25 protein-coding genes are annotated in these 26,704 nt (G+C 60.2%); 15 read left to right on the top strand and 10 right to left on the bottom strand.

Going from position 1 to position 26,704, the window contains the following annotated elements:
• Positions 1-6: 6 nt before the first annotated feature.
• On the bottom strand, positions 7-408 hold the full coding sequence (locus KYT87_RS12115; protein WP_219992324.1) for an Imm1 family immunity protein: 402 nt from the start codon (positions 406-408) through the stop codon (positions 7-9).
• Positions 409-557: 149 nt separating this feature from the next.
• On the opposite strand from KYT87_RS12115, the gene KYT87_RS12110 reads away from it, so the two are divergent.
• Positions 558-1,091: a hypothetical protein gene (locus tag KYT87_RS12110; RefSeq protein ID WP_046805854.1), complete on the top strand. Its 534-nt coding sequence runs from the start codon at positions 558-560 to the stop codon at positions 1,089-1,091.
• Positions 1,092-1,211: 120 nt separating this feature from the next.
• On the opposite strand, the gene KYT87_RS12105 is transcribed toward KYT87_RS12110, so the two are convergent.
• Together KYT87_RS12105 and fdx are read right to left on the bottom strand one after the other, a co-directional pair.
• Positions 1,212-1,418 (bottom strand): hypothetical protein, encoded by a 207-nt coding sequence (locus KYT87_RS12105; RefSeq protein WP_046805853.1) that lies wholly within the window; start codon positions 1,416-1,418, stop codon positions 1,212-1,214.
• Between the two features lie 225 nt (positions 1,419-1,643).
• A complete protein-coding gene (gene fdx, locus KYT87_RS12100; protein WP_046805852.1) occupies positions 1,644-1,982 on the bottom strand; it encodes an ISC system 2Fe-2S type ferredoxin in 339 nt (112 codons plus the stop codon).
• A 196-nt stretch (positions 1,983-2,178) separates the two neighbouring features.
• Between fdx and KYT87_RS12095 the strand changes: the two genes are divergently transcribed.
• The gene (locus KYT87_RS12095) at positions 2,179-2,904 is read left to right on the top strand and encodes a carbonic anhydrase (protein WP_219992323.1); all 726 of its coding nucleotides are present in this window, start codon (positions 2,179-2,181) and stop codon (positions 2,902-2,904) included.
• Between the two features lie 134 nt (positions 2,905-3,038).
• Here KYT87_RS12095 and KYT87_RS12090 read toward each other — a convergent pair whose 3' ends face one another.
• Together KYT87_RS12090 and KYT87_RS12085 are read right to left on the bottom strand one after the other, a co-directional pair.
• Positions 3,039-4,214 (bottom strand): PHB depolymerase family esterase, encoded by a 1,176-nt coding sequence (locus tag KYT87_RS12090; protein ID WP_219992322.1) that lies wholly within the window; start codon positions 4,212-4,214, stop codon positions 3,039-3,041.
• 29 nt (positions 4,215-4,243) lie between these two features.
• Positions 4,244-4,666: a CopG family transcriptional regulator gene (locus KYT87_RS12085; protein ID WP_046805916.1), complete on the bottom strand. Its 423-nt coding sequence runs from the start codon at positions 4,664-4,666 to the stop codon at positions 4,244-4,246.
• 227 nt (positions 4,667-4,893) lie between these two features.
• On the opposite strand from KYT87_RS12085, the gene KYT87_RS12080 reads away from it, so the two are divergent.
• The 13 genes from KYT87_RS12080 (at position 4,894) to KYT87_RS12020 (ending at position 22,068) form a co-directional block, all read left to right on the top strand.
• Positions 4,894-5,883 (top strand): LysR family transcriptional regulator, encoded by a 990-nt coding sequence (locus KYT87_RS12080; protein WP_046805849.1) that lies wholly within the window; start codon positions 4,894-4,896, stop codon positions 5,881-5,883.
• Complete coding sequence (locus KYT87_RS12075) at positions 5,880-7,367, top strand: NAD(P)/FAD-dependent oxidoreductase (RefSeq protein WP_219992321.1); 1,488 nt, start codon at positions 5,880-5,882, stop codon at positions 7,365-7,367. The genes KYT87_RS12080 and KYT87_RS12075 overlap by 4 nt, the downstream gene beginning before the upstream one ends.
• Entirely contained in the window at positions 7,364-8,338 is a 975-nt protein-coding gene (locus KYT87_RS12070) for an ABC transporter permease (RefSeq protein WP_120155148.1), read from the top strand. The genes KYT87_RS12075 and KYT87_RS12070 overlap by 4 nt, the downstream gene beginning before the upstream one ends.
• Positions 8,335-9,252 (top strand): ABC transporter permease, encoded by a 918-nt coding sequence (locus KYT87_RS12065; protein ID WP_219992320.1) that lies wholly within the window; start codon positions 8,335-8,337, stop codon positions 9,250-9,252. Before KYT87_RS12070 ends, KYT87_RS12065 begins: the two co-directional genes overlap by 4 nt.
• Complete coding sequence (locus KYT87_RS12060; RefSeq protein WP_219992319.1) at positions 9,249-10,262, top strand: ABC transporter ATP-binding protein; 1,014 nt, start codon at positions 9,249-9,251, stop codon at positions 10,260-10,262. The genes KYT87_RS12065 and KYT87_RS12060 overlap by 4 nt, the downstream gene beginning before the upstream one ends.
• Complete coding sequence (locus KYT87_RS12055; RefSeq protein ID WP_219992318.1) at positions 10,259-11,275, top strand: ABC transporter ATP-binding protein; 1,017 nt, start codon at positions 10,259-10,261, stop codon at positions 11,273-11,275. The genes KYT87_RS12060 and KYT87_RS12055 overlap by 4 nt, the downstream gene beginning before the upstream one ends.
• A gap of 100 nt (positions 11,276-11,375) precedes the next feature.
• The gene (locus tag KYT87_RS12050) at positions 11,376-12,959 is read left to right on the top strand and encodes an ABC transporter substrate-binding protein (RefSeq protein ID WP_219992317.1); all 1,584 of its coding nucleotides are present in this window, start codon (positions 11,376-11,378) and stop codon (positions 12,957-12,959) included.
• A gap of 3 nt (positions 12,960-12,962) precedes the next feature.
• Positions 12,963-14,342 carry an acyl-CoA thioesterase/bile acid-CoA:amino acid N-acyltransferase family protein gene (locus KYT87_RS12045; RefSeq protein WP_219992316.1) on the top strand — a complete coding sequence of 460 codons (1,380 nt, stop codon included), beginning with the start codon at positions 12,963-12,965 and terminating at the stop codon, positions 14,340-14,342.
• 24 nt (positions 14,343-14,366) lie between these two features.
• Positions 14,367-15,542, top strand: coding sequence for a CMD domain protein (locus KYT87_RS12040; RefSeq protein ID WP_219992315.1), 1,176 nt, complete (start codon positions 14,367-14,369; stop codon positions 15,540-15,542).
• A gap of 106 nt (positions 15,543-15,648) precedes the next feature.
• The gene (locus KYT87_RS12035; protein WP_219992314.1) at positions 15,649-16,497 is read left to right on the top strand and encodes an SAM-dependent methyltransferase; all 849 of its coding nucleotides are present in this window, start codon (positions 15,649-15,651) and stop codon (positions 16,495-16,497) included.
• Between the two features lie 351 nt (positions 16,498-16,848).
• Positions 16,849-17,187, top strand: a complete 339-nt coding sequence (locus KYT87_RS12030) for a hypothetical protein (RefSeq protein ID WP_219992313.1) — start codon at positions 16,849-16,851, stop codon at positions 17,185-17,187.
• A 244-nt stretch (positions 17,188-17,431) separates the two neighbouring features.
• Positions 17,432-19,093: an N-6 DNA methylase gene (locus tag KYT87_RS12025; RefSeq protein WP_219992312.1), complete on the top strand. Its 1,662-nt coding sequence runs from the start codon at positions 17,432-17,434 to the stop codon at positions 19,091-19,093.
• The gene (locus KYT87_RS12020) at positions 19,090-22,068 is read left to right on the top strand and encodes an N-6 DNA methylase (RefSeq protein ID WP_219992311.1); all 2,979 of its coding nucleotides are present in this window, start codon (positions 19,090-19,092) and stop codon (positions 22,066-22,068) included. The genes KYT87_RS12025 and KYT87_RS12020 overlap by 4 nt, the downstream gene beginning before the upstream one ends.
• 513 nt (positions 22,069-22,581) lie before the next feature.
• On the opposite strand, the gene KYT87_RS12015 is transcribed toward KYT87_RS12020, so the two are convergent.
• The 5 genes from KYT87_RS12015 to KYT87_RS11995 form a co-directional block, all read right to left on the bottom strand.
• Positions 22,582-23,334, bottom strand: a complete 753-nt coding sequence (locus KYT87_RS12015; protein WP_219992310.1) for a hypothetical protein — start codon at positions 23,332-23,334, stop codon at positions 22,582-22,584.
• 179 nt (positions 23,335-23,513) lie between these two features.
• A complete protein-coding gene (locus KYT87_RS12010; RefSeq protein ID WP_219992309.1) occupies positions 23,514-24,341 on the bottom strand; it encodes a hypothetical protein in 828 nt (275 codons plus the stop codon).
• Between the two features lie 99 nt (positions 24,342-24,440).
• On the bottom strand, positions 24,441-24,863 hold the full coding sequence (locus tag KYT87_RS12005; protein ID WP_219992308.1) for a hypothetical protein: 423 nt from the start codon (positions 24,861-24,863) through the stop codon (positions 24,441-24,443).
• Between the two features lie 410 nt (positions 24,864-25,273).
• A complete protein-coding gene (locus KYT87_RS12000; RefSeq protein WP_219992307.1) occupies positions 25,274-26,062 on the bottom strand; it encodes an IclR family transcriptional regulator in 789 nt (262 codons plus the stop codon).
• Positions 26,059-26,691, bottom strand: a complete 633-nt coding sequence (locus KYT87_RS11995; RefSeq protein ID WP_219992306.1) for a flavin reductase family protein — start codon at positions 26,689-26,691, stop codon at positions 26,059-26,061. The genes KYT87_RS12000 and KYT87_RS11995 overlap by 4 nt, the downstream gene beginning before the upstream one ends.
• Positions 26,692-26,704: the final 13 nt, after the last annotated feature.

Here is a 26,704-nt window from a genome sequence, read left to right as displayed (position 1 = left end):
CCCGCCCTACTCGCTAACCCATTGCAGGTCGGGTGACGGCGCGCCTTCCTGGTGGAAATGCAGCAGCGCCGCCCTCGCCATGTCGCGGTCCACGCATTGGTATTGCTGGTAGCTGCCCGCCTGCCCGCCCACCACCACTTCCTGGTCGTGGTCTTCGGACCGCGACGGGTCGACCAGCGTATAGATGCGCGCGTCGTCATCCAGCGTGATGGACACGACAAACGCGCCATCGCCGCCCCCGATCGCCATGACGGTGTTGTCTTCCGTCACGAAGGCGACGGAACTGTATTGCGCGCCGTCCAGCTGGTCCAGCGCGGCCAGCGTATCGGCGTGGGTCGGGTCGTCGCGTTCGCTGACGGCGACGCGTTCGCCCAGACGGCGTTCTTCAATCAGTTTTTTTATTTTCACAGCGTTGATGCCCCCTTGATATTGGCGCCTGGCCACCCGCATGGGCCGGCGCCGGTTCGTTGCCCCATTAAAAACGGGACGCGAAAGCAAGCAGTCTACCGGCATTAACGCGTGCCGGCGCAAGCTTGGGTTTATGCCAGAATGGCGCCATGAAATTGATCATCACCGCCGCCATTTTGCTATTGGCCACCGTGGCATCCGTGGTTTATCGGGTGACCCGACGCAGCCCGGATGACACCGGCCACCGCATACGCAGCGATATTTTCGCGGGCGGCTTGATGTTTGCGTTCATCGCGCCCGCCATTGGCGGCATCGCCGTTACGCTGGTTCTCAGCGTGCTGTCGCAAACGCCCCAAAACCTGATGATCATGGTCTTTGGCCTGCCCTGGTTTTATCTGTTTGGTGTCATCCCCGCGCTGCTGTGCGGCATCGTGGCCGGCGCGCTACGGCCGGTGCGATCCAACTGGAAAGCCTTGGGCAAGGTAGCGCTGGTCGGCCTGATCTTTGGCATGGGTGCATTCCTGCCGTTCTCCGGCCGCGACGCCGCCGTGCGCGACATGGTGTTTCCGTTATTCGTGGGTGGCCTGCCGGGCATGCTTGCCGGTTTTCTTTGTGCCTACTGGTATTACGGCAAACCCGGCAGTGTGCGTCCGGCTAACGCAGAGGCGTCGGAAACGGCGTGACGTAAAGGGAGTGACCTAAACGGGGTGACCTAAACGGGGTAACGCAAACGGGGTAACGCAAACGACGTCGCGCCCCCGGGTGCAATGACCCAGCGGGGCGCGACTGAAACCGGCCGCTGATCAGCGGTCTTCCCGCTGCTCCTGCTCTTCCGCCGCCGCCACATCCTCCAGCTTTACCGTCTGCGTACAGCCATTGGCTGCCGCGCATTGACCGGGCTGCTGCGAGCTTTTCACGCATTCGGCAAATGCCAGCGCGGCGTCCACCGTGGCGAAATGGTACGAATGGCCGTCCGCGAATGCCACCTTTCCTTCTACCGAACAGTCCATGACGTCTCCAGCTGATTGGATTCGTCCCCATAGCCGAAAGGCCAGCGACGCTTATTTGGTTCGGGTGTCGGCTTCTCGTTATTCATGATGGACTCCTAGTTTCGAATATCTAAATCCTATCGTTGGAGTCGTAACACCGATGTAAGGGATCGAAAACAAGCCCTTCAATAGGGGGGAACCCTCGCTCAGCTGGCGAGCTATCGGCGGGCAGCGCCGCGTCTGGCTTCAGTGATTTTCCTTCGCATGGTTGACCGTGTACTTGGGGATGTCGACCGTCACGTCCTCATCGCCGACGATGGCCTGGCAGCTTAGACGTGACTGCGGCTCGACTCCCCAGGCGCGGTCCAGCAGGTCTTCTTCGCCCTCTTCCACTTCATTCAGCGCATCGAAACCGCTGCGCACGATGCAGTGGCATGTCGTGCAGGCGCGGCTTTGTTCGCACGCGTGTTCAATGGCTATTCCGTGGTCCAGCAGCGCGTCGCAAAGCGACGTTCCCGCGGGAACGTCCAGCTCTGCGCCGGCGGGAGCAAGATCGGGATGGGGAAGAACGGTGATTTTTGGCATAAGGCCCGCCTTAGTGGGTGGTCTTGGAACATTCAAACCAGGACGCCCAGCCTAAAGATTCCCACGCTGGCAAGGTCAAGCGCCGGCCAGCCAAAACAATTGTTAAGTCCACACGGGTTACCGCGTCAGAACACAGTTATCGCCGCACAATGATTGCGCACGAATTCTCTGGACATTTGTCCTTTGGGAGAAACCTATGTGCGACTGTGCTGATTGCCTGACTGCTTCCACGCTGGACAACCCCCGCCGCCGCCTGCTGTTGGGCGCGGCGGGTCTGGCGGCTTTTGGCGCGACGGGCTGGGCGGAAACCGCCTATGCCGAAGTCCCGTCGAATGATATTGGTGGCGAAGAGGCGTTGAAACGACTGCTGGCCGGCAACGCCCGGTATGCGGCCAACAAACCCAATATGCGGGACTTTTCAGCGGGCCGGGCGGCTCGCGTCAAAACGCAGAAACCGATTGCCGCGATACTCAGTTGTTCGGATTCCCGGGTGGCGCCGGAATTGGCCTTTGACCAGAACCCGGGCGATGTATTTATCGTTCGCGTGGCGGGAAACTTCGTCAATGACGATGGCTTGGCCAGTTTTGAATATGCCGCCAAGTTTCTGAACGTGCCGCTGATCGTGGTGCTGGGCCATAACAATTGCGGCGCGGTGGATGCCACGGTAAAGGTGCTGAAAGAAAAAGCCGAGCTGCCCGGCCATCTGCCCGAACTGGTCAACGCCATCAAGCCCGCCGTGGAACGCGCCAGCAAGGGCGAACCGAAAAACCTGCTGGCCGCCGCCATCGCTGAAAACGTCCGCTTGGCCGTCCAGCGATTACAGAGCGCGCAGCCGGTGTTGAAAAGCATGGTCGAGCAAAAGAAGCTGATGGTGGCGGGCGGCGTGTACGACTTGGCCACTGGGAAGGTGACGCTGGTTTGATCGCGCGGGGCTGATGGTTCAGCCTCATCCGTGTGGGCACGGTCGCGGCCTTCCTCGGTTGGAAGGCCGCGACCGGATAGCAAGGAATGACGAAGAAAGGAATGACGACCCCCAGTGCATGAGCCCTTATTCCCTTACTGCTTCGTCGCCAACGGATGCTCGAAGAAAAACCGCAGCATCTCTTGCGTGGCATCCGGGCCAGAAGCATCCGTGTACGAGCCCTTGGGCGACCCGCCTGCCCAGGCATGGCCCGCGCCGTGCACCACCCAATATTCCGCCACCACCTTGCCCGATGCGTCCATATATACGCGCTTAGTGCTGTCGCGCCCCCGGTTAGCACCCGCCACACGCTGGCTTTGGACCTGGGCATTCGCCCCGGCGCTGGCGGCCACGACCGCATCGCCATTGCTCGGATGCACGGTGGCGTCGCGGTCGCCGTGAAAGACAATCGTCGGCACCGGCGTGCCGGACGCCGCGCCGGGGCGCACGCCGATCCCCTTCATGGCGGACAAGGCCGACGGCAGATCCGTGGCCGCGCCCGCCGCCAGGCCGGAATGCACGCCGGCGGCTGCATACAGCTGCGGATAAGTATTGGCCAAAATCGCGGCCATCGCGCCGCCTGCTGACAAACCCGCCACGTACACACGGTGGGGGTCGATGCCATATTCGGCGATGACGTGGCGCGTCATGTCGGCCAAGATCGACGGCTCGCCTTTGCCAGCCTGCTGGTGATTGTGCTTGAACCAGTTCCAGCACTTTTGCGGATTGGTCTCGCGCGGCTGCACCGGATACAGCACATAGAAACCTTGCTTGCGCGCGGCCTCATTCATCGCGGTGCCTGCGGCAAAGTCGTCGGCATCCTGCGTGCAGCCGTGCAGCATCACAACCAGCGGCCGAGCTTGCCCGTTTGCACCGGGCGGCACATACAACTTGTAGGCCCGCTGGCCGGCGCTATTGCGAAACGAGCCGGCCGTGAAGTAATCACCCGGCGTGGCCGAAGATTCGCCGGGCGCCCGGGGCGTGGCGGGGGTGTGGGGGCTTTGCCCGACGTCGTCGTCCCGAGCCCGGGACGGCGCGGGGGTGGAATGGGAGCCGGAGTCAGACGACGCGGCAGCGCTTACCGTCGACGCAGGAACCTCGCGCGCCTCGACATCAATGACATCGGCCTCGTCATAGCGCGGTGCGGCGGATGCCGCCGTGGGCGACGCGCCCATCAAGGCGGCCTGGATGGCGGCGGTGGCCGCGGCCAGGTTGCCGGACCGGGTAAGGCGCGTGGCCTGGCTCATCAACTGCTGAAAATCTGGATGCATGGGGTGACCTTTAAAGCGGCAATAACGTGTCAGCGGATGCGCTGACGCAGGGCGGCCTTGACTGCGGGGCTGGCGTGCAACGCGCCCAGCACCGTCACGGATTCAATCGTGGCAAGCGCCAATTCGGGCGTGACGTCGGGCGCGATGGTCGCCAGCCCCAGGATTCGGATCTGCAACATCTGCCCGGCAGCCTGCACCGCCAGCAAGTCGTCGGCCGTGTAGTGCTGAATGCCCAGCACCAAGGTTTTTCGGCTGACCGCCTGCCGCACCGCGTCGCCATGGGCGGCAAGCTGGTTGCGGATTGCGGTGCGGATCAAGTCGGTACGGTTGGCGTAGAAGCCTTCCTGGACCAGAAGATCGATCTGCCCCAGGTCGACATAACCGAGGTTGATCGTGATCTTTTCGTCCGAAGGCTTAGGGGCGGAAGCGAGGCTTGGAGGGCGAGGAGGCATGGACGGAATCTTAAAACCATCCAAGTGGATGGCCTATGGATGTTTCAATTTGACGGACTTTCCCGCCACACCCGCGCATTCGCTCCGTCCCTAAGCCCTTGAAATAACGCGTAGTTATGAAAAAGCATAAGGAAATCCCCTATTAGGGAATTTGCTTATGCCTTTTAACTATTTGCTGCGCGCATACTTGCCGGGCAAGAATTCGCCCTGAGCATAAAGCAACACAGATGGAACTTCGCCAACTCGAGGCCTTCGCGGCCGTCATGTCCACAGGTAGCGTCACCGCTGCCGGGCGCCTGCTTGGGCGCTCGCAGCCGGCCATCAGCCGCCTGTTGCAAGAGCTGGAAGCTGAGATAGGCTATGCCCTGTTCAACCGCAGCGGACCGCGCGTCACGCCTACCGAACAGGGCTTTCTGCTGTATGACGACGTAGAACGCGCGCTGGCCGGCTTGCAGCAGATTCGCAGCCGCGCCGAAGAAATTGCGCGGGGCCAAGCCAAGCCGTTGCTGCTGGCGGCAACGTCGGCGCTGGCCGCAGGCCTGCTGCCCGACGCGCTCAAGCGCATCGAATCCCAAACCGGCGCCACGCGCGTGCAAGTGCGCAGCGCCTCGCCCGAACGCGTGGTGCACGCGGTGCTGACCGGCGCCGCGCAACTGGGCGCCACAAGTTTGCCGCTGGAGCATCGCGGCTTGACGGTGCATTGGATTGCCCAAGCCCCCTGCGTCGTGGCACTGCGCGACGACGATCCGCTGGCCGCGCACGACGTGGTGCCCGTTCATCTTCTAGCCGGCCGCCGCCTGATCACCATGGCCAACCCGTACCGGCTGCGTCGCCGCCTGGACGCCGCGCTGGCGCCTGATGGCAATGCGCCGGGCACCATCGAAACCAATTCGTCCGTCAACGCCCTGGCCGCCGTGCGCGCCGGGCTGGGCGTGTCGGTGCTGGAACCGATCACCGCTTACGGCGTCCCGATGCCGGGCGTGGCGATCCGCCCCATCGACCTGGACATTCCTTTTTTCTTCGGGGTCATCACCCCGCAATCGCAACCGCAATCGCAACCGTTGACGCCCGCCTGCCAGGCCATGGCCGACGCCCTGGCCGAAGCCGCCGCCGCCCTGCTGCCCGGTTTTGTGCTGCACGACGCCTGCGAACACGCGGCGCTGTTGCAGTCGATCTACGGTGATGACGCCCCTGTTTTGGACACCCCCACACTATGAATCTGCCCATTGCCACCCCGCCGCAAGGCCTGGATGCGCTGGAAGCGCGTCTGCGGCAAGACCTGTCCTGGCTGGAAATTCCCGCCAAGAACTGGGTTGCGCCCCGTCTGGTTGATGGACAACAGGTACTGGACGTTGTCGTCATCGGCGGCGGCATGGCCGGCCTGGCCGCGGCCGCGTCGTTGACGCACCTGGGCATCACCGCGCCCATCTTCGACCAGGCGCCCGAAGGCTACGAAGGCCCGTGGGCCACCACCGCCCGCATGGAAACGCTGCGTAGTCCCAAGCAGCTGACCGGCCCCGCGCTGGGCTTGCCCGCGCTGACGTTCCGCGCCTGGTTCGAAGCGCAATTCGGCACCGCCGAATGGGACGCGCTGGACAAGATTCCGCGCCTGCAATGGATGGACTACCTGCGCTGGTATCGCCGCGTGCTGAACCTGGACGTGCGCAACAAGCATCGCGTGCTGTCCGTGCAACCCCGCGCCGACCGCCTGGTGCAACTGGACATCGAATCGCCCGCCGGACGCAGCACCGTGCTGGCCCGCCGCGTGGTGCTGGCCACCGGCCGCGACGGCCTGGGCGGCGCCTATGTGCCTGACTTTGCCAAGAAACTGCCGCGTGACCGCTGGGCGCATTCGTCCGACGTGATGGACTACGCCACACTGGCCGGCAAGCGCGTCGGCGTCGTGGGCGCGGGCGCGTCCGCCATGGACAGCGCAGGCACGGCGCTGGAAGCCGGCGCCGCCAGCGTCGACCTGCTGATCCGCCGCAACGACATCCCGCGCGTGAACAAGGGCAAAGGCGCAGGCAACCCCGGCCTGACCCACGGCCACCTGACCCTGCCCGACGAATGGAAGTGGAAGATCCGCCACTACATCAACGCCGCGCAAGTGCCGCCCCCGCGCGGCAGCACCTTGCGCGTGTCGCGCTTCCCCAACGCCCGCTTCAACCTGGGCTGTGGCGTGCAAGACCTGGCAATGGTGGGCGACGACATCCACGTCACCACGCCCAAAGGCGTGTTCGTGCTGGACTTCCTGATCTTCTCCACGGGCTTTCGTATCGACTGGACCGTGCGCCCGGAATTCGCCCCGCTGGCGCCTCACGTGCGCAACTGGGGCGACCGGTTCACCCCGCCCCCCGGCGAAGAAGACCAGGAACTGCATGATTCGCCCGACCTGGGCGCCGTCTTTGAACTGCAAGAAAAAGTGCCCGGCGCCTGCCCGGGCCTGGACCGCGTGCACTGCTTTTCCTACCCCGCCGCGCTGACCCAAGGCACGATCTCGGGCGACATCCCCGCCATCAGCGACGGCGCCAAGCGCCTGGCGCAAGGCATCGCCGGCCTGTTCTACCGCGAAGACGTCGAAACGTACTACGCAAATATGGAAGCGTTTTCCGAACCGGAAGTGTTCGGCGATGAATGGACGCCGGCCCCGCCGCCCGCGGCAATTGCCACCCCGGCCTCGCAAGCGGAGACCACGCAATGACCGGTTGGTTGATACGCCGTGTCGCGCAAGCGGCGGTGGTGGTGTTGCTGATGACGCTGATCGTCTTCGTGGGCCTGCACGCCATCGGCAACCCCGTGGACATCCTGATCGGCCAGGACGTAGACCAGGTGGACCGCGCCCGCATCATCGCGGAACTGGGCCTGGACAAGCCGCTGTGGCAGCAATACCTGGGCTTTCTGAACGGGGCGCTGCACGGCAACCTGGGCAACAGCTTCGTCTACAACATCCCCGCGATTGAACTGGTGATCCAGCGCCTGCCCGCCACGCTGGAACTGGCGATCAGCGCGCTGCTGCTGGCCGTCATCATCGGCCTGCCGCTGGGCTTGATTGCCGGCCTGTACCCCGACAGCCGCTTTTCCAAAATGATCATGGCCGGCAGCATCGTCGGCTTCTCGCTGCCCACGTTCTGGGTGGCGCTGATGCTCATCATGACGTTCAGCGTGTCACTCGGCTGGCTGCCCGCCAGCGGGCGTGGGCAGACGGTGGAATTCCTGGGCTTTCAGTGGTCGTGGTTGACCGCCGACGGCTGGCGCCATTTGATCTTGCCCGCGCTGAACCTGTCGCTGTTCAAGATTTCGCTTGTCATCCGCCTAACCCGCGCCGGCGTGCGCGACGTGATTCCGCTGGACTTCGTGAAGTTCGCGCGTGCCAAGGGCTTGTCGCCGTTTCGCGTGGTCTGTGTACACGTGCTGCGCAACACGATGATCCCGCTGGTAACCGTGCTGGGCCTGGAACTGGGTTCGACCATTGCGTTCGCCGTCATCACGGAAAGCATTTTCTCGTGGCCCGGCGCCGGCAAGCTGATCCTGGACAGCCTGAACGCGCTGGACCGCCCCGTCATCGTCGCCTACCTGATCGTGGTCGTGTGCCTGTTCGTCACGCTGAACCTGATCGTCGACATTCTTTATAAAGTGCTGGACCCCCGGGTACGGCTGGAGGGCTCGGCATGAGCACCACTGCAACCCCTGACAAGATTCCCGCCCTGCGCCGCGAATCGCCCTGGCGCCGCAACCTGACCGAATTCCTGTCGTCCAAGACGGCGGTATTCGGCCTTGCCGTGGCCACCCTGCTGATTTTGGCGGCCATCTTCGCGCCGTGGATCTCGCCGCAGAACCCGTATGACCTGCTGCAAATCGACGTGCTGGATTCCCGCATGCCGCCGGGCTCCATGAACGGCCTGGACACCTTCCACTACTGGCTGGGCACCGACGGCCAGGGCCGCGATCTGCTGTCCGGCATTCTGTACGGCCTGCGCATCAGCTTGATGGTGGGCGTGGGCTCGGCCGTTATCGCCGGCATCGTCGGAACGCTGCTGGGCCTGCTGGCCGCCTACGCGGGCGGCAAGGTCGACGCCTTCATCATGCGTTTGGTCGACCTGATTCTGTCGTTCCCGTCCATCCTGGTGGCCATGATGATCCTGGCCTACCTGGGCAAGGGCGTGGGCAACGTGGTGCTGACGCTGGTGATTCTGGAATGGGCCTATTACGCCCGCACCGCGCGCGGCCAGGCCCTGGTGGAACGCCGCCGTGAATACGTCGAAGCCGCCCGCTGCCTGGACATTCCCAACTGGCGGATCATGTTGAAGCACATCCTGCCCAACTGCCTGCCGCCGCTGATCGTCATCGGCACCTTGCAGATTGCGCGCGCCATCACGCTGGAAGCCACGTTGAGCTTTCTGGGCCTGGGCGTGCCGGTGACCGAACCGTCGCTGGGCCTGCTGATTTCCAATGGCTTTCAATACATGCTGTCCGGCGAATACTGGATCAGCTTCTACCCCGGCATCGCGCTGCTGATCACCATCGTCGCCATCAATCTGGTGGGCGACCGCCTGCGCGACGTGCTGAACCCAAGGACTCACAAATGACCGACCGCACCGCTTTCGCTGGCGCGCCGGCCACGCTTGAAGTGCGCAACCTGCGCACGCACTTTCATACCCGCGCGGGCGTGCTGCCCGCCGTGGACGACGTGTCGTTCACGCTGGAGCGCGGCAAGATCCTGGGCCTGGTCGGAGAATCCGGCTCGGGCAAATCCGTGACGGGCTTTTCCATCATGGGCTTGGTTGACGCCCCCGGCCGCATCGTCGGCGGCGAAATCCTGTTCCAGGGCCGCGACCTGACCAAGCTGGCACCGCGTGAACTGCGCAAGTTGCAAGGCAACCGCATCGCCATGATCTTTCAAGATCCGATGATGACGCTGAACCCCGTCTTGCGGGTGGATGTGCAGATGATCGAAACCGTGCGCGCGCATAACAAAATGAGCAAGGCACAAGCCCGCACGCTGGCCCGCGACACGCTGGGCATGATGGGCATTCCCAGCCCGGAAGAACGCTTGCTGGCCTACCCGCATCAGCTGTCCGGCGGCATGCGCCAGCGCGTGGCCATTGCCATCGCCATGCTGCACCGCCCTGACCTGATCATTGCCGACGAACCCACCACGGCGCTGGACGTCACCATTCAGGCGCAGATTCTGTCTGAAGTCCAAAAGCTGGCGCAGCAGCACGGCACCAGCCTGATCTGGATTACGCATGATCTGTCCGTGGTGGCGGGCCTTGCTGATGACGTGGCCGTGATGTACGCCGGCCGCATCGTTGAACACGGCAAGGTCGACGACGTGCTTGACCGCCCGCAGCACCCCTACACCGTTGGCCTGATCGACAGCCTGCCCAGCAACAACCAACGCGGCCAGCGCCTGCGCCAGATTCCCGGCATGACGCCCAACCTGCTGCACCTGCCCGCCGGCTGCGCGTTTTCCGCGCGTTGCTCGCGCGCCACCGCTGCCTGTGGCCAGCAACCCGGCATCACTCAAGCCCTGCCCGAACACGACGTGCGCTGCTTCCATCCGACTATCCTGATCCACAACGAGGTGACGGCATGACTGTATCCGCCGCCCCCACGCCGCTGATTGACCTTTCTCAAGTCAGCAAGCGCTTTGGCGAAAAAAAGGTCGGCGCAGCCGGCCGCGCCATGCAAAAGCTGGGCTTGTCCAAGCCGCCCGCCATCACGCGCGCGGTCGACAACGTGGACCTGATCGTGAACCCCGGCGAAGTCGTCGGCCTGGTGGGGGAATCCGGCTGCGGCAAATCCACGCTGGGCCGCATCGCCGCCGGCTTGTTGACGCCGTCCGGCGGTGAGGTCCGCATCAACGGCGTGCGCCCGTCCGACATGAACTCGGCCGCCGCCCACGCCGCGCGCCTGACCGTGCAGATGATTTTCCAGGACCCCTACGCCAGCCTCAACCCACGCCTGCGCGTGGACGAGATCGTGGGCGAAGCAGCCCGCATCCATGGCCTGGTCGGCAATGGCGACTTTGACGACTACGTCAGCGCCCAACTGGAACGCGCGGGGCTCGACCCCGCCCTGCGCCAACGCTATCCGCACCAATTCAGCGGCGGCCAGCGCCAGCGCATCGGCATCGCCCGCGCGCTAGCCGTGCAGCCGTCCATGCTGGTGTGCGACGAAGCCGTGGCCGCGCTGGACGTGTCCATTCAAGCCCAGATCCTGAACCTGTTCATGGACCTGCGCGAAGAACTGAACCTGACGTATCTCTTCATCAGCCATGACCTGGGCGTGGTGGAACACCTGTCTGACCGCGTCGTCATCATGTACCTGGGCCGCGTCGTGGAAACGGCCACGGTGGACGAAGTGTTCCAGCGCCCCAACCACCCGTACACGCAAGCGCTGCTGGCGGAAATTCCCAGCCTGAAGTCCCGCCACAAGATCTTTACCGCGATCAAAGGCGAGATTCCCAGCCCGCTGAACCCGCCCGGCGGCTGCCATTTTCATCCGCGATGTCCGCATGCGATGCCGCGCTGCAAGACCGAAGTTCCCACATTGAAGGGAATCGCCATCAACCATTTAAGCGCCTGTCATTTGAACGACATGGCCTGAACCTAATTGGCGGCGTTGTCCTGAATTCCTTCAGTGGCGCTAATGACAACGCAGCCTTCGGAACACTTAACTCGTTCCCCCCCTACCAAGGACCCCGAACATGAAACGCTTGATTCTTTCGACCCTGACCGCTGCCATCCTGGGCGCCTCTGCCGCCGCGTCCGCCGACAACCTGTCGATCGGCTTTGCCGACCCGCTGTCGTCTCTGGACCCGCAACTAAACAACCACGCCGGCGACCGCTCGGTGGCCCTGCACTTCTGGGACCTGCTGATTGAGAACAAGTGGAACAAGCTGCAACCCGGCCTGGCCGTCAGCTGGAAACCGCTGGACCCCACCACCTGGGAATTCAAGCTGCGTGAAGGCGTCAAGTGGCAAGACGGCACGCCGTTTACCGCCGACGACCTGATCTATTCCTACACCCGCGCGCGCGCCGTGCCGGGCAGCGTGGCAACGTACGCCGGCTACTTGCGCACCATCGACACGATGACCGCCAAGGACCCGCTGACCCTTATCGTCAAGACCAAAGCGCCCAACCCCGACCTGCCGCTGAACCTGGCATCCGTACACGTCGTCAGCAAGCACGTCGGTGAAAAGTCCACCACCGAAGACTACAACTCGGGCAAGGCCATGGTTGGCACCGGCCCGTACAAGTTCGTGTCCTACACCCCCGGCGACCGCGTCATCATGGAACGCAACGACGGCTACTGGGGCGACAAGGCCACCTGGGACAAGGTCAACTACCGCTACATCAACAACGCCGCCTCGCGCACCGCCGCCCTGTTGGCCGGTGACGTGGACGTGATCGACAAGGTGTCGGTGTCGGACCTGGCCAAGCTGCAAAAGGCCCCGAACATCGCGGTGTACCCGTACGACGGCCTGCGCGTGATGATCCTGCAACCCAGCTTCAACCCCGCGCCCAACCAGTACATCACCGACAACAACGGCAAGCCGCTGGACAAGAACCCGCTGCTGGACCTGCGCGTGCGTCAGGCGCTGAACCTGGCCATCAACCGCAAGGCCATTTCGGACCGCATCCTGCAAGGCGCGGCCACTGAAGCCAACCAGTGGATGCCCAAGGGCACCTTCGGCTACAACCCCGACGTCAAAGACATCCCCAACGACGTCGCGCAAGCCAAGAAGCTGCTGGCCGAAGCAGGCTTTCCCGACGGCTTCAAGCTGACCATGCACGTGCCGAACGACCGCTACCCGCAAGGCCCGGAAACGGCCCAAGCCGTGGCGCAGTTCTGGACCCGCGTCGGCGTCAAGACCCAAGTGGAAGTCGTGCCATGGGCCGTGTACTCGGGCCGCGCCAACAAGAACGAATTCGCCGTCAGCATGCTGGCGTGGGGCAACGGCACGGGTGAAGCCAGCTACGCGTTGGTCAACATCCTGGCTACTGTCGACGCCAAGAAGGGCCTGGGCGCGTCCAACTGGGGCCACTACACCAACCCCAAGGTGGACGCCGCGCTGGAACAGTCCACGTCGGAATTCGATGTGGCCAAGCGTGAAGCCATCCTGCGCGACTCGGTCAAGCTGGTGTCCGACGACGTCGGCATCATCCCGCTGTTCCACTACAAGAACATCTGGGCCACCAAGAAGGGCTTGAAGGTGACGCCGATGACCAGCGACCGCACGGCCGCCATGATGGTCACCAAAGAACCCGCCGCCGCGGCCGGTAAATAAGCCATGGCGCCGACCCTGACCATCACCCCCGCGGACGCCTTGATCGACGTGCCGCGCCAGATCCGGGTGGAAAACGTGGCACCCGGCCAAACGGTGCATATCACCGCGCGCACCCGCCGCAACGGCGTGCTGTGGCAAGCCCAGGCCGCCTACACGGCGGGCGAAGACGGCGTGGTCGACCTGACCCGTGACGCGCCCGTCTCGGGCGACTACACCGGTTTGTCGCCGATGGGCCTGATCTGGTCGCAAGCTCCGGTGGACTCGCCCAGCCGCGAACACTTCAACCACCCGGTGACCGATGCTTTGGTTACCGATGTGGTTGCGCGTGTGGGCGCGGTTGAAGGCGGTGCGGAAGCCAGCGCTGATGCCGGCGTTGTAGCCGACATGCAGGCGCAAGCCACCTTCACGCAACGCTTGGCGTTGGACGGCGTCACGCGCCACGAGGTCCGCGAAGAAGGCTTGGTCGGCACGCTGTACCTGCCGGCAGGCAGCAAGCCCGGTTCGCACCCCGCCGTCATGATCCTGAACGGCTCGGGCGGCGGCATCAACGAACCCCGCGCGGCGCTATACGCATCGCGCGGCTACGCCGCCTTTGCGCTGGCGTACTTCAAGGCACCGGGCCTGTCCGACTACATCTCGAACACCCCGCTGGAATACTTCCAGACCGGCCTGCGCTGGCTGCGCAAAAAGGTTCAGCCCAAGCACAACTTCGTCGCCATCAGCGGCCAATCGCGCGGCGGTGAACTCGTGCTGCTGCTGGGCGCGACCTTTCCCAAGGAAGTGTCCGCCGTCGTCGCCTACGTACCCGGCGCCGTCGTCCACAGCGGCCAGAACGCCTGCGACCCCAAGATCGGCCGCGAAGGCCCGACCTGGCTGCTGGGCGGCAAGCCCATCCCCCACGTCTGGGAAAACAACCGCACCGCCACGTGGGCGCCGTTTGACGAAGGCCCGTCGCCGCATCGTCACGAAAAAGCCATCTTGACCGCGCTGCAAGACCCCGACGCCGTCGCCCGCGCCCGCATTCGCGTGGAAGACATCGAAGGCCCGGTCATGCTGCTGTCGGCCACCGACGATGGCTCGTGGCCGTCCAGCCTGTACTCGAAGATGGTGCAGGACAAGCTCGTTGAAGTGAAACACCCCTACCCCGTCGAATGGCTCGACTACGAAAACGGCGGCCACTCGATCCTGTTCCCGTACGTGCCCACCACCCAGCTCGTCTACGCCCACCCCGTGTCGGGCAAGATCAGCACCAGCGGCGGGAATCCAAAAGACAACGCACGCGCCGACCAGGAATCGTGGGAAGGCGTGAAGAAGTTTTTGGACGCGGCGGTGAAGGCGCGGGCGGCTGCACATTCGGCAAGCACTTCCGGCAACGCCGGCTGATCAGACACCAAGGAGAACATCCCCATGGCACAACAACCCATCGTCTATGACGCCGTCAATGATCTGGTCGACAAGCTCGTCGGCCTGACACCCGGCAGCAAAACCTATGAGGTCCGCCACCAACGCGAAAAAGTCGCCGCCGCCACGCAAGGCAGCTACGACGCCCTGTTCGACCCGGCCCTGCCCGGCTTGTCGCTGGCCGAACGTTTGCTGGTCGCGCTGTACGCCACCCGCATCAGCCCGTCGCCGCTGCTGGCCTCGCACTACCGCGCCCGCTTGGCGGAAACGGACGCAGCCCCCGCCGACATCGCCGTCGCAGAATCCGGCAAGCCGTCCGACGCCTCCACCCCGCGCCTGGCTGCCGTGCTGGAATTCACGCGCAAGCTGATCGAAAACCCCGTCGAAGGCGACGAAGCCGCGCTGAAGACCCTGCCCGCAGCAGGCGTCTCCACGCCTGCGGTGGTCACCCTGTCGCAACTGATCGCCTTCCTGTCGTACCAGACCCGTCTGGTCGCGGGCTTGATCGCGATGAAAGACCTGGAAGGCCAAGCCCCCCGCGCCGCCGCCGTCCCGCCCGCGCCCTTCGAACCCAACACCGCCGCCACCGAACCCGGCGCCGTCATCAAGGCCCACGGCTTCACCAACGAAGTGCTGGAATGGAAGGCATGGCTCGACGTCGTCAACGTCGACACCGCCACCCCGGAACAAGTCGCCGTCCTGGAAGAAAGCCACCCCAAGGCCAAGGTCTCGGACTACTACCTGTTCCTGGTCCACCAACCGGAAATCCTGCGCCAGCGCTCCACCGCCTTCAACGCCATCATGTACGCCCCAGGCGGCCTGTCGCGCGCCGAACGCGAGCTGGGCTCCACGGTCGTCTCGCGTGTGAACGGCTGCGTGTACTGCGCATCCGTCCACGCGCAGCGCTTCGAACAACTGGCCAAGCGCAATGAAGTGATCGCGCAAGTGTTCGAAGACCCCTACACCGCCGGCACCACGGCACGTGAACTGGCGATTGCCCAGTTCTCGATCCAGATCACCGAAGCCCAGGCCGACGTCAACGCCAACAGCATCCAGGCATTAAAGGATGCGGGCTTGAGCGAAGGCGAAGTGCTGGACCTGCTGCACTCGGACGCGATCTTCGCCTGGGCAAATCGTTTGATGCTGAACCTGGGCGAACCGGTTTTTGCCACCGTAGGTTAAGACCCGCTTTTTGTACTGCCCTGCGGGCGCATCAGCGTTTTCGTTAAACTGACACTTTCCGCGCCACTACGCGCCCCGCCCCGTGCGGGGCGCTTTGCCTTCCCCCATGTCAGAAAAAACCCACGACATCCGCCCCGGCCAGTCCGTCGAACTGCTAAAAGCCCTGCACATCCTGACCCGCGACGGCAAGATGAACCAGGACAGCCGCCGTAAGCTGAAACAGGTCTATCACCTGTTTCAGTTCATCGAGCCGCTGCTGAAAGACGTCCAACAAGAACGCGGCGCCGTCACGCTCGCGGATCACGGGGCTGGAAAGTCGTATCTGGGGTTCATTCTGTATGACCTGTTCTTCAAGGAACAGAAAGACGCCGTCGGGAATGGGTCCCATATTTATGGGATCGAGACTCGCGAAGAACTGGTGAAGTCGTCGGAAGAACTGGCTAAGCGGCTGGGGTTTGGCGGGATGTCGTTTTTGAATCTGTCGGTGGCGGAGTCGATTACGTCGGATAAATTGCCGGCGACGATTGATGTGGTGACTGCGTTGCACGCTTGTAATACGGCAACGGATGACGCGATTCACTTTGCGTTGGAGAAGAAGGCTAAGTACATCGTGGTCGTGCCTTGCTGCCAGGCGGAGGTGGCTTCGGTGCTAAGGAAGAATAAGGGCAAGGCGCTGGCTGATCCCTTGGCGGAGATTTGGCGGCATCCGTTGCATACGCGAGAGTTTGGTAGCCAGATTACGAATGTGCTGCGGTGTTTACAGCTGGAAGCGCATGGGTATCAGGTTAGCGTGACGGAGCTGGTCGGGTGGGAGCATTCGATGAAGAATGAGCTGATCGTGGCGCAGTTTAAGGATTTGCCGACCAGGAAGCCTGCGGAGAGGTTGACTGAGATGTTGGAGAGGATTGGGTTGCAAGAGTTGAAGGATCGGTTTTTTGTGCCGGTGGCTGCATGAATATGACGAAGGGCTCTGCGGAGCCCTTTGTGCTTTTTGACCGTCGTTTGGGGCGAGACAAAAACGTCACGCGCATCGTTGCGGCTTACATAGCGTTCCGCCGTATACTCGCCCTGCGGTCACACCAATGACCGTCCGGTTTGACAGCTGGAAATGACAAAAGGCGGACTGCCGCTGCAATAGCGGCATTTTTACGTCCGTAGGCCGACGCACGTCCCTGCTATGGGCGGGCCTTGGCTGGGGCACGCTCGCGTGCGCCGGTTTCTTTTGTCACCGGTCTGTCAACCCGGCCTTGCGCCCGCCCACCCCGATTGACAGCGGGGAGCGGGTCTAACGACGAAAGAGGCTGCTATGAATGATCACCCTTATACCTATGACCGTTGGGCCACGCCGGATGATCCGGAGTTTGCGCTTGTGCGGGTGGATGATTTAAGGAAGATGGAGCGGGCTTGCCAAGGGATTTGGGCGATTGCTCGGATTGTGGGGAATGGTGTGAATGAGCCTGGCGCCAGTGGAGCGCAGCCGTTTGAGCCGTGGGTGGTGTCGGATCTGATGGGTAGCGTCGAGGGCCTTTGCGCTCACCTTACCGAACTCGTAGCAGTAGCCGTAGCGATCGATGAACCATTGGTGTCTCCTCTTGGTCCCGAAGCCAACGCGCAACTTTCCAAGAGCATCTCGAACGACAGCTAGGAAGATCGAAGCGGGCCACGCGCCGGAGCTTCGGACCGCCCACAAGCACGTTTGGTCGCTACCGTAGCCACTTCGAGAGTGGCTAGCCCAATTTCGAAGGTTGAAGTGCCTTTTCATTTAAACTCACGCACTAACCGAGCAAGCCCGGCCGAGTTGGAGGGCCTCAAAGACGGTAAATGTCGCGTGTTAACAGCACACGGTGGCCCCAGCAGTGCCGCCTTGACGCTTTTTTTTTTGCGCGTCTATGAATTTCAAAGAAAACGAAACAGAAGACAAACTCCGGGGGGGGTACTACACCCCCCCTGACATCGCCCGATTCCTCTCCCGGTGGGTGCTGTGCGGGCGGCCTAGAAACCTGCTCGAGCCAAGTTGCGGAGACGGAGCGTTCATCCGCGCTCTCGAAGGCTTGGCTATCTCCGCCCTTGAAATCACCGGGGTTGAAAGACTAGCAGGCGAGGCTGCGAAGGCGCGGAGGGCCGCAACCCGCCTGGATGCACGAGCTGCCCGTATCGTGACGGCGGATTTCTTGCAATGGGCTCAGAAGCAACTTGACGCTGGCACGTCTTTTGACTCCGTGACAGGAAACCCCCCATACATCCGCTATCAATACTTAGATGAAGAGGATCAGCAGCTCTCTGAGCAGCTGTTCGACCGTTTCTCTTTGGCGTTCACAAAACATACCAACGCCTGGGTGCCGTTCGTGATTGCTTGCGTGGCCTTGCTCTCGCCCGGCGGTCGACTAGCGATGGTTATTCCCTCCGAACTGATGCATGTGCTGCACGCGGGCTCTCTGCGGGCATTTCTTCTCCAGCAGGCGAAGCGAGTGCTCATGGTTGATCCGAACGAGCTGCTCTTCGAATCCGCGCTCCAAGGAACTGTGCTTCTATTGGTTGAAAAGAAGGTCGATCCAATGGAAACATCAGAAGGCGTTGCTGTCCATGCAGCCCCAGACAATTCATTTCTGAACGGAGACCCGGAGCAGCTTTTTCAAGCCGCCAAGTTCGTCAGCGGTGACGTGCTGAATGGAAAATGGATGAAGGTCTTGCTGGAACCAGCCGAACTTGCCGTGTTCGAGAAGGCCAGGAGCCTCCCGTTGGTTAAGCGATTCCAGGACATCGCTAAGGTAGACGTCGGCATCGTCACCGGCGCCAACAAGTTTTTCCTGATCGACGACGACACGGTCGTCAAGTTTGGACTCGAGAAGTTCGTGAAGCCCATGTTCGGCCGCAGTGAACATTGCCCAGGCGTCGTCTACGATGAAGCCGTACATGAAGCCAATCGGCGCCGTGGGCTGCCGACCAATTTTCTCCGCATAGAAAAAAGCGGGAGTGTTTCCCGCCTGCCACGGAGTGTTCTCGAATACATCAAGCTTGGAGAGTCGCAACAGTTGCACACCCGCTACAAATGCCGCGTACGGTCTCCGTGGTTCAGCGTACCGTCGGTGTACTCCACACCAATCGGTTTGCTAAAGAGGTCGCACAACTTTCCCCGCCTGATTTTCAACTCCTTGGGCGCATTCACAACGGATACTGCATACCGCATCACACCGCTGCCCGATGGACCGGATGCGGAGGTCTTGGTTTACTGTTTTGTAAACAGCCTCACCGCCCTGACCGCTGAGCTCGAAGGTAGACACTACGGCGGCGGAGTCCTCGAGCTTGTCCCCAGCGAAATCGAGAAGCTGCTGGTACCGCTTCCCCCCCTACTCCCCGACCTAAAACAGCTGGATGATGCTGTTCGTGCAGGAACCTGCCCAATGGAACTATTGAAAGCGCAGGACGAGAAAGTCCTTACGGCCGTAGGACTCAGTGAGGACGAGAGCGTGCTCCTACGCCAAGCACTCATCCGTATTCGAAGCCGCCGTCATCGCCTCCTTGGCGAGACCTTGAAGGAGAAGGTTGAATGACTGCGCCAGCGCGCCTCTTAGACCTCGTTGCGCGTTTCGCTGCAGACGAGACGAAGCTCGGCATATCGGCCTCCGGTTACCAAGAGACTGAGGTCCGCGTAGAGTACATCGACCCGTTCTTCGAACTCTTGGGTTGGGACATGTCCAATGCCCATGGTCTTCCAAACAAACTGAAGGATGTACTGCGCGAGGAGTCGCAAGAAGGATACAGCGGGCGTCCTGACTACACATTCCGCATTGCCTCTGCCAAAAAATTCTTCGTTGAAGCTAAGAAGCCATCCGTCGACATCACGAACAACAAGGCCGCCGCATTTCAGGTGCGAAGTTACGGACACACTGTCGGCCTACCCATATCCATCCTGACGAACTTTCGTACGCTACGCATCTACAACACGATGCTCGAGCCCCGGTCACAAGATGATGCCGACGTCGGACTCCTGGAAACGATTCATTACACCGATCTGCCGCGCCAATTCACGAATATCCTGAACCGCTTCGGACGCGCAAACGTTGCGCGTGGATCCATCGACGATTTCTATGGCAGTACGACTGCAGGCACATTAGCAGTCAGTGAGAAATTTCTAGCGCGCATCAATGACTGGCGCGTTCGGTTGGCAAACGAGCTGCACCAACAGTACCCGGCGCTGTCAGTCGTGGAGCTAAGTGACCTAGCGCAAAAGGTGGTGAATCGCATCATCTTCCTGCGTATGTGCGAGGATCGTGGAATTGAGGCTCGCGAGACTTTGCGGAAGGTCGCTGGAAAACAGAACAGCGTTGAACTGCTGACGCTGTTTAGAAGACTCAACGACCGCTACAACACAGGCCTATTCGATGTCACGCAGGACCACTTCCATGACCGCTACGACCTTAACGCCGCGCTATTCCACGAGTTCGTCGAAGAGGTCTACTCGCCAGCATCGCCTTACAGCTTCGCCGTATTGGACGCCGACTTTTTAGGGCAGGTCTACGAACATTTTCTCGCAAAACGTCTTGAGCTGTTCGACAACGGCAGCATCGGTCTAGTCCAAAAGCCCGCTTATGAGGATCGAGAAATTGTCACCACACCACAGCCCCTAGTCGAGGAGGTGGTCCAACGCGCGTTCGACGCGCGGCTCAACGCAGCGCCAGTACGTACTTTTGAAGAACTTAAAGCGATACGAGTGCTCGACGTCGCAGTGGGATCGGGTAGGTTTTTGGTTCACGCACTCGACAAACTTGTGGATACCTCGATTGATATCCTGAGGAGCAGCCCAAGCGACCCTAGAATATATAAAGTCTCGAGTAATGAAATTAGGTTGCGTTTCGAGGCTAAGCGCGAACTTCTTGAGCATTGCTTGTTCGCGATAGACCTTGATTTCAATGCTGTTGAGGTCACTCGATTCGGCTTGATTGTAAAGCTCTTGGAAGACGAGACTGCGCACACACTTCCGACGGCCAGAAGAATACTTCCAAACCTTCACGCTAATGTCGTATGGGGCAATACCGTAGTCGACATCGATTTTGAAGCCTCTCAAGATGTGGTGGACGAGACCGTACCTATCGATTGGGTTGCCGAGGGCCTACCTCATAAATTTGACGTTGTCATCGGGAATCCGCCGTACATGACAACAGACGATATGCGACAGGCCAATAGGGCCGAGTTCGAATATTACAAGGCGAAGTACAGTAGTTGTCACAAGCAGTTTGACAAATACTTTGTGTTCATTGAGCGCGCACTGCGCTCGCTTGTGCCCGCCGGCGCCGTAGGCCTGCTTGTTCCAAACAAGTGGCTCACCATCGAGTCTGGAAGCAAGCTTCGGCAGCTTTTGTCGGACCAAGCCGCTATTCGAGAGGTGTTAGATTTTGGAAACGAGACGCTCTTTGCCGGCAAATCGGCTTATGTGTGCATTCTGATTTTGCAGCCTGGTGCAGCCCAGTTCAGTTACCGCAACATTCACATGCAAGCGGAGTTTGAGGTGGATCCCGCAGGCAAGGGATACACCCAGCCTGCGACGGTATTGACCGCATTGGATGGGGGGGCGTGGGTTCTTCCAGGGACTATCCAAGAACATGCAGTGCTTACGATGCTGTACGCCAACAGCCGGAAGCTCGGCGACATCGTGGACATCAAGAATGGTGTGCAGACGAGCAAAAACACCGTGTTTGTCATCTCCAACTATACAGACGCCGGTACCACGGTCACTTTCAAGAAACAGGGTGTCCAGTGGGAAGTGGAGAAGGCGCTGACGAGGCCGTACGTAGCTGATTCGGGTCAGGTGAGATCGTTCTGCGAGCTTGCGGCAGACGCCCTAGTCATCTTTCCGTACCAAGCTGGTCCCAACGGCGCACCGAGGATTCTCAGCCAAGCGGAACTTAAAAACAACTATCCGCTGGGTTGGGCCTATCTCCGCCACTTCAAAACCGTTTTAGAAAACCGAGATGTTTCGCCGCCCCCTCCCGCTGGTATTTTCTATGCATTTGGTAGGCATCAGGCGCTTGAAACAGTCTTCACTCGGCCAAAGATCATCTATTCAGTAAATCAGACCGGAAATAAATACGCGTTCGATACCCTTGGAGTGGCGGTCGCGTCAGGTGGGACTGCGGGCGAGGCCATGATTTTAAACCCCCGTGATGGCTACTCTCTCGAGTTTGTGATGGGCCTACTTAATCAACGTGCCATTGAGTACTTTGTCCGCAAGCGGGGAAGTCCGTTCCGAGGTGGCTACTATAGCCGCGGGAGTGCAGTGCTGGCGGATGTTCCGGTCCCAACTCTTGACTTGGTCGGCAACCCAGCTCACATTGATGCACACGACGCAATTGTATTGAACGTCAGAGAAATCATGGATATAAAGTCCAAGCTTTCCGTGGCAACTGGCCGCGCCGTTACTGTGTTGCAGCGGCAACTACAGACTGCCGAAGTGAACCTTGAACGGCATTTCGACGGCCTTTGGGGTTTCACCGGGCAACTCAAGCTAATTAGCCTTCCGGGTGAATGACCGGCAATCCACCGGGGCGGTACATGCCCCGGCTAACTCACGCTCCGAATCTCTATCGGTTGTTGTGTACTTGAAGGGGAGCTTACGCAGCCTTTCTTGTCTCCCGGAGAATTTAAAATAATCGAGTTATGATTGCCTGAATTTCGGCAGCATTGAACGCAGTTGACCCGGACCCTTCTGAAGTCACTAGCATTCCTTTTGCCCCCCTCCGGCGCTTTCGGGAAACACGCCATTTTTGATGTACCAAGCGAGTTTCTTCTGCCACTTTGCGCTATAGCTCTTCTCCCCGAGCATTCCAAGGTGCTCCCAATAAATCATTCGGCCGCTAATTTCATCTTCGATCGTAAAGTCTGGGTAATAAATAAATGTGTCTGACTACATTTCAGACGACGAGTCAGTGCAAAAGTGCAGTCTGAAACCTATGCTCCAAACGTCCACCAAAAATAAAGGTGTCAGACTGAAATTTCGCATAATCTAGATAGCAAAATTGTGATTTGACATTAATCGTTGCACTCATATTCTTGGGCGTGGGCGGCTTGGCTTGCTGCTCCTTTCCTCATGTTCTGCCGGCGATACAAAACGGTGGAAAACATCGGCCGAGGCCCCCATTAGGTTTTGCAGAAGAAGTCTTTGTCTGGATGAAAGGTGCGCATTATTTCTTAGCACATTGACCGTCCGGATGATGTCGTCCGGCGTCAATGCTGCAAGCGTCTGCTCAGGAACTGCATAGAGCAAGACCAAAATTCCGTTGCGCAGGTCATCAACTGCAGTGACAGCTCCATGAACTCGCCCGAAGGGATCCGCAGCATTCGTTCCATGTGGACCATTTAACCAATCCAGAAGAGATTCGTGATCATTCGCACTTGGCACACGCCCCGGTAACGGCGTTGGCGTTGACCTCTTCACCAACGCTAACGTAGACCTTGCCCACGCCGGAGGCTGCGGACGTTGATGATATGGCAGAGTCTCAACCGCGTTATAGGCATACGCTAGAGGTACTCCAAGGCTCTCAAATCGCATCGCAATGTCATGCTGGCTATCATCGAATGCGGGAAAGATGCCTTGGGCAACATCAAGTTCCTTTATTTCCAGAGCGATGAGATCAGCATTGTCTAATAAGCCAAAAAGATCTCCGCAGTACTTCCGCAGATTCTCACCCTGCTGATTTGCGTAAGGTGGGAACAGCTGCAAACTTCGGTCTTGACAATAAACCTGAAGTGCACCTGCAATTGCCGATTGGATTTTGTTTTCTTTACCTTTACCCATGAGCGATCCGAATATTAGTCATGCCACGCTGTGATTAACCGAGTTTTGCATCATACGTCTTGGCAAGATTTGTCAGACTACATTCTCACCCTCAAAATTGCGGTCTGCAAAATATGGGTGTAAGACTGCAACATCGCTGATCACCAATTGCAAAATCGCGGTCTGACACCATTTTTTCATCAATCCTCTGTGTTATCTCTATCGATTAGCTGATACAGCTCAGATGCTGACATGCCCTTTAGGCGAATGGTCACCCCATTGGCTGGCTCCAAATTGACGCCACCAGTCACCGGATCAAACAAAATAATATACTTATCCGTAGAAGCAACGTGTCGACCCTCTCCTATTAGCACTCCATCCTTCCACAAGGATAAGCATGGCGTTAATCTTGCGTCCTCAGAAGGCTTACGCCGAGACGCCACATCGCTAGCTTTTATTCTCAACCTCTCTTCGCGGCTACTTACGGGAGCGCAATATTCTGCATCCACAATCCAACCGTGAAGGTAGTCATTTGCAATGCCATACCCAATAGCAGGTATTCCGGCGAACAAAATAAGCACGAACCCCATGAAATAAATACACAACCAGGGGATTGCACTGATAATTAGCCATGGAATTAGGCACCATTTTTCCTTGAACAGCCATCGCCCAAAGCGCACCACGGCAATTGCACCGGGAATCCTTCGATTCGGTCGATAGCTTCTGTCGTCATTTTGCTTTCTTCCGTGCACAGCGACTGCCCGGTAGAGCAACCAGAGCGCGGTAATTGCGGCTCCCGCACCGCAAGCAAGTAGTGCAATCTGCGTAAAGTTCTTCGACTTCGACCAGCCGTCCAAAGATTCCAGTCCTCCCGCGATAACGTGACCACCCAAATTAAGCAGATCTAACGGCGTGTTGTAGGTCATTTCCCTTGGCACACCGAAGATGCTCTCAATGGCGAATGCGGCTCCAAATCCGAGCAAAGAGAGGATGACGGCGCCAACCAGTACAAGCACTGGCGGCGCCATGATCAGGAACCTAAAAAGGATCTTTATTAATTTCATTTTCCGAGTACGCACGTCGCAACTGACGACTCCAAAGTTGGATTGGAAAGACCCGACCTAGCTTTAGGCTGCACTAGGAAGTTCAATCAACGTCTTCACGTCCAAAACATAATCGCCGCCTGGACTGGCGGCGACTACCGTTGCGACATCATCTTTAGCTGCTACGCCAGACGCGTTCACAGCCGTGGTGTTCTTCAAGCTGGCTAGCTTGCTTTGCAGCCCGGCAGAGATCGCAATCGCTGGATCTTCAATGCCGTTCTCTTTCACGATGGTATTGCCCTCCGTGACCATGGCGGCAGCGCCAAGCATCGCGAATGCCGCCTTGCCAGCGGTGAAGGCGGTGAAGTCCGGCTGGCCGTAGCGGGAGGAAACGATGGATTTTCGTTCCAGCTTGCTCAGGGAATCTTGGGAGATCGGTGCGTGCTTGACGGTCGTGCAAGCGCCGAGGGAGAGGACAACTGCTGCTGCGATAGGGATACGGAACATCAACATCTCGTTCTAAGGTTGCAGGATAGAAACTCTCTATCTCGGAAAGCGCTTATGCGCGTTACTCCGAGCCCTGACCGATGATGCGGATTGTGCTGTCCCGTGCTTGGGCTGCTCTTGCGGTGTAATGCCCGCCGACCTTGCCAAAGCTGATGCACAAGCAAACCGCAAATGACAACTTGGCTTAACGAATCGATGCTGATTACGTTGCCCCGAAGCCAGACTTCAGGGGCCAAGGTCGGCCAAAGATTCCAAATGTTACCTTAGTTACTAACTTTGATCTACGGCAGGTCAAAAGCCGCATGCAAGCGGCCATAGATAAGCAGATACCGATCTGTTGTCTGCGCTCGCTCTTTCCTTAATGCGAATTTCCGTACGCGAGGGCCTAAATGCCCCGCCGAGCTTTCCTCTCACTTCCCCTCCACCCGCCCCCACCTCCCCCCAATCCCCCCCGCCGCCGCCTTCATCCTCTCCACCACCATCCCAAACCTCTCCACCCCCAACCTCTCCGCCATCGCCGTCACCGTAATCGCCCCCAGCGCCACCCCTCCCTCCGTCAACACCGGCACCGCCACCGCACTAGTCCCCGGCATCAGCCCGGCCGGCGCATGCGCAATCCCCTCCCTCCGAGCCACCTCAACCCGCGCAATCACATCCTCCACCCGCTCCCCCATCACCTCCAGCCTGGCCGCATTCCCCTGCACCAACTCCACACTCTCCTCCCTCCCCAAACTCGCCAACAACGCCACCCCCGACACCCCCACGCCCAGCGGCCGTCTAACCCCCACCTCAATCGACAGCACCTGTATCGGATGCCTGCCCGTCCGCCTTCCAATACATATCGAATCGTGCCCATGTCGAATACTCAAAAACACCGTATCCCCCACCTGATCGGCCAGCTCGCTCATATACGGGTCCGCCAGTGTCAGCAGCGGAAAGCGTCGCGTCCTGGCAAGCCCCAGCAAACTGATCTCTTGCCCGATCAAATACCGTCGCGTTTCTGAATCCTGTTCAACCGCGCCCTCTTGCACCAGCGTCTTCAGCAGGCGATGCACGGTGGGCCGATTCAGGCCGGACATGCGTTCCAGATCCACCAGCCGCACGCCGCGTTCTTGTCCGCAGGCAATCAGCCGCAGCAGCGCCAAGGCCCTGCGTACGGTCTGTGCGCCGGACGCGCTTTTATCTTCTGATTCGCTCACGTGGCCTCCGGTTTGATAATGGATTTTGGCGTTTGCTGAATACCGCGCTTGGTGACGATGGGGCCTAGCGATGCGTAGTTGGGGCCGCCGATGCGGCAGATGGGGCGTAGTAATGCCGTATCGATCTTGCCGTCTTGCAGCAGGCCATCCCGAATATGAAACATCACCACTTCGCCCACGAAGAGCTCCGCGCCGGTGTCACCAAACGGGGTGACGCTATGAAAGCGGCATTCCAGGCTGATGGGCGCGGCGGCAAGTCTGGGGGTGTCGATAACGGCGCCGGGCAGCACGCTTAAACCCAGCACGTCGACTTCGCTGATTTCGGGCGGGTGTTCTTGGGCGCTGTCGTGCAGGGGATCAAGCAGGGTTTCGTCGCCGACGTTGACGACGAAGTGGCGGTTGGCCAGGATGTTTTCGGCGGTGTCTTTGCGTTTACCGGCTTTGCGGCCGATGTTGACGCCGATCATGGGCGGTTTGTTTGAGACGAAGGTGTAGCAGCTGAACGGCGCCAGGTTGACGCCGCCGTGGGCGTTGACGCTGCTGATCCAGGCGATGGGCCGGGGCACGACGATGCCGCTCATCAGGCGGTAGGTTTGTTCGGGGTTCAGGTCGCTGGCGGGAAAGTGCATGATGGGTCTGGCT

This window comes from Achromobacter sp. ES-001, from assembly GCF_019448355.1.
In the GTDB taxonomy this organism is placed as follows: Bacteria; Pseudomonadota; Gammaproteobacteria; order Burkholderiales; family Burkholderiaceae_B; genus Achromobacter; species Achromobacter spanius_B.
This window is presented reverse-complemented; position numbering and strand designations above follow the sequence as displayed.

Coding starts and splice junctions, on each gene's coding strand:
- KYT87_RS12110 (WP_046805854.1), top strand. CDS start 558: ATGAAATTGATCATCACCGCCGCCATTTTGCTATTGGCCACCGTGGCA.
- KYT87_RS12105 (WP_046805853.1), bottom strand. CDS start 1,418: ATGGACTGTTCGGTAGAAGGAAAGGTGGCATTCGCGGACGGCCATTCG.
- fdx (WP_046805852.1), bottom strand. CDS start 1,982: ATGCCAAAAATCACCGTTCTTCCCCATCCCGATCTTGCTCCCGCCGGC.
- KYT87_RS12095 (WP_219992323.1), top strand. CDS start 2,179: ATGTGCGACTGTGCTGATTGCCTGACTGCTTCCACGCTGGACAACCCC.
- KYT87_RS12090 (WP_219992322.1), bottom strand. CDS start 4,214: ATGCATCCAGATTTTCAGCAGTTGATGAGCCAGGCCACGCGCCTTACC.
- KYT87_RS12085 (WP_046805916.1), bottom strand. CDS start 4,666: ATGCCTCCTCGCCCTCCAAGCCTCGCTTCCGCCCCTAAGCCTTCGGAC.
- KYT87_RS12080 (WP_046805849.1), top strand. CDS start 4,894: ATGGAACTTCGCCAACTCGAGGCCTTCGCGGCCGTCATGTCCACAGGT.
- KYT87_RS12075 (WP_219992321.1), top strand. CDS start 5,880: ATGAATCTGCCCATTGCCACCCCGCCGCAAGGCCTGGATGCGCTGGAA.
- KYT87_RS12070 (WP_120155148.1), top strand. CDS start 7,364: ATGACCGGTTGGTTGATACGCCGTGTCGCGCAAGCGGCGGTGGTGGTG.
- KYT87_RS12065 (WP_219992320.1), top strand. CDS start 8,335: ATGAGCACCACTGCAACCCCTGACAAGATTCCCGCCCTGCGCCGCGAA.
- KYT87_RS12060 (WP_219992319.1), top strand. CDS start 9,249: ATGACCGACCGCACCGCTTTCGCTGGCGCGCCGGCCACGCTTGAAGTG.
- KYT87_RS12055 (WP_219992318.1), top strand. CDS start 10,259: ATGACTGTATCCGCCGCCCCCACGCCGCTGATTGACCTTTCTCAAGTC.
- KYT87_RS12050 (WP_219992317.1), top strand. CDS start 11,376: ATGAAACGCTTGATTCTTTCGACCCTGACCGCTGCCATCCTGGGCGCC.
- KYT87_RS12045 (WP_219992316.1), top strand. CDS start 12,963: ATGGCGCCGACCCTGACCATCACCCCCGCGGACGCCTTGATCGACGTG.
- KYT87_RS12040 (WP_219992315.1), top strand. CDS start 14,367: ATGGCACAACAACCCATCGTCTATGACGCCGTCAATGATCTGGTCGAC.
- KYT87_RS12035 (WP_219992314.1), top strand. CDS start 15,649: ATGTCAGAAAAAACCCACGACATCCGCCCCGGCCAGTCCGTCGAACTG.
- KYT87_RS12030 (WP_219992313.1), top strand. CDS start 16,849: ATGAATGATCACCCTTATACCTATGACCGTTGGGCCACGCCGGATGAT.
- KYT87_RS12025 (WP_219992312.1), top strand. CDS start 17,432: ATGAATTTCAAAGAAAACGAAACAGAAGACAAACTCCGGGGGGGGTAC.
- KYT87_RS12020 (WP_219992311.1), top strand. CDS start 19,090: ATGACTGCGCCAGCGCGCCTCTTAGACCTCGTTGCGCGTTTCGCTGCA.
- KYT87_RS12015 (WP_219992310.1), bottom strand. CDS start 23,334: ATGGGTAAAGGTAAAGAAAACAAAATCCAATCGGCAATTGCAGGTGCA.
- KYT87_RS12010 (WP_219992309.1), bottom strand. CDS start 24,341: ATGGCGCCGCCAGTGCTTGTACTGGTTGGCGCCGTCATCCTCTCTTTG.
- KYT87_RS12005 (WP_219992308.1), bottom strand. CDS start 24,863: ATGTTCCGTATCCCTATCGCAGCAGCAGTTGTCCTCTCCCTCGGCGCT.
- KYT87_RS11995 (WP_219992306.1), bottom strand. CDS start 26,691: ATGCACTTTCCCGCCAGCGACCTGAACCCCGAACAAACCTACCGCCTG.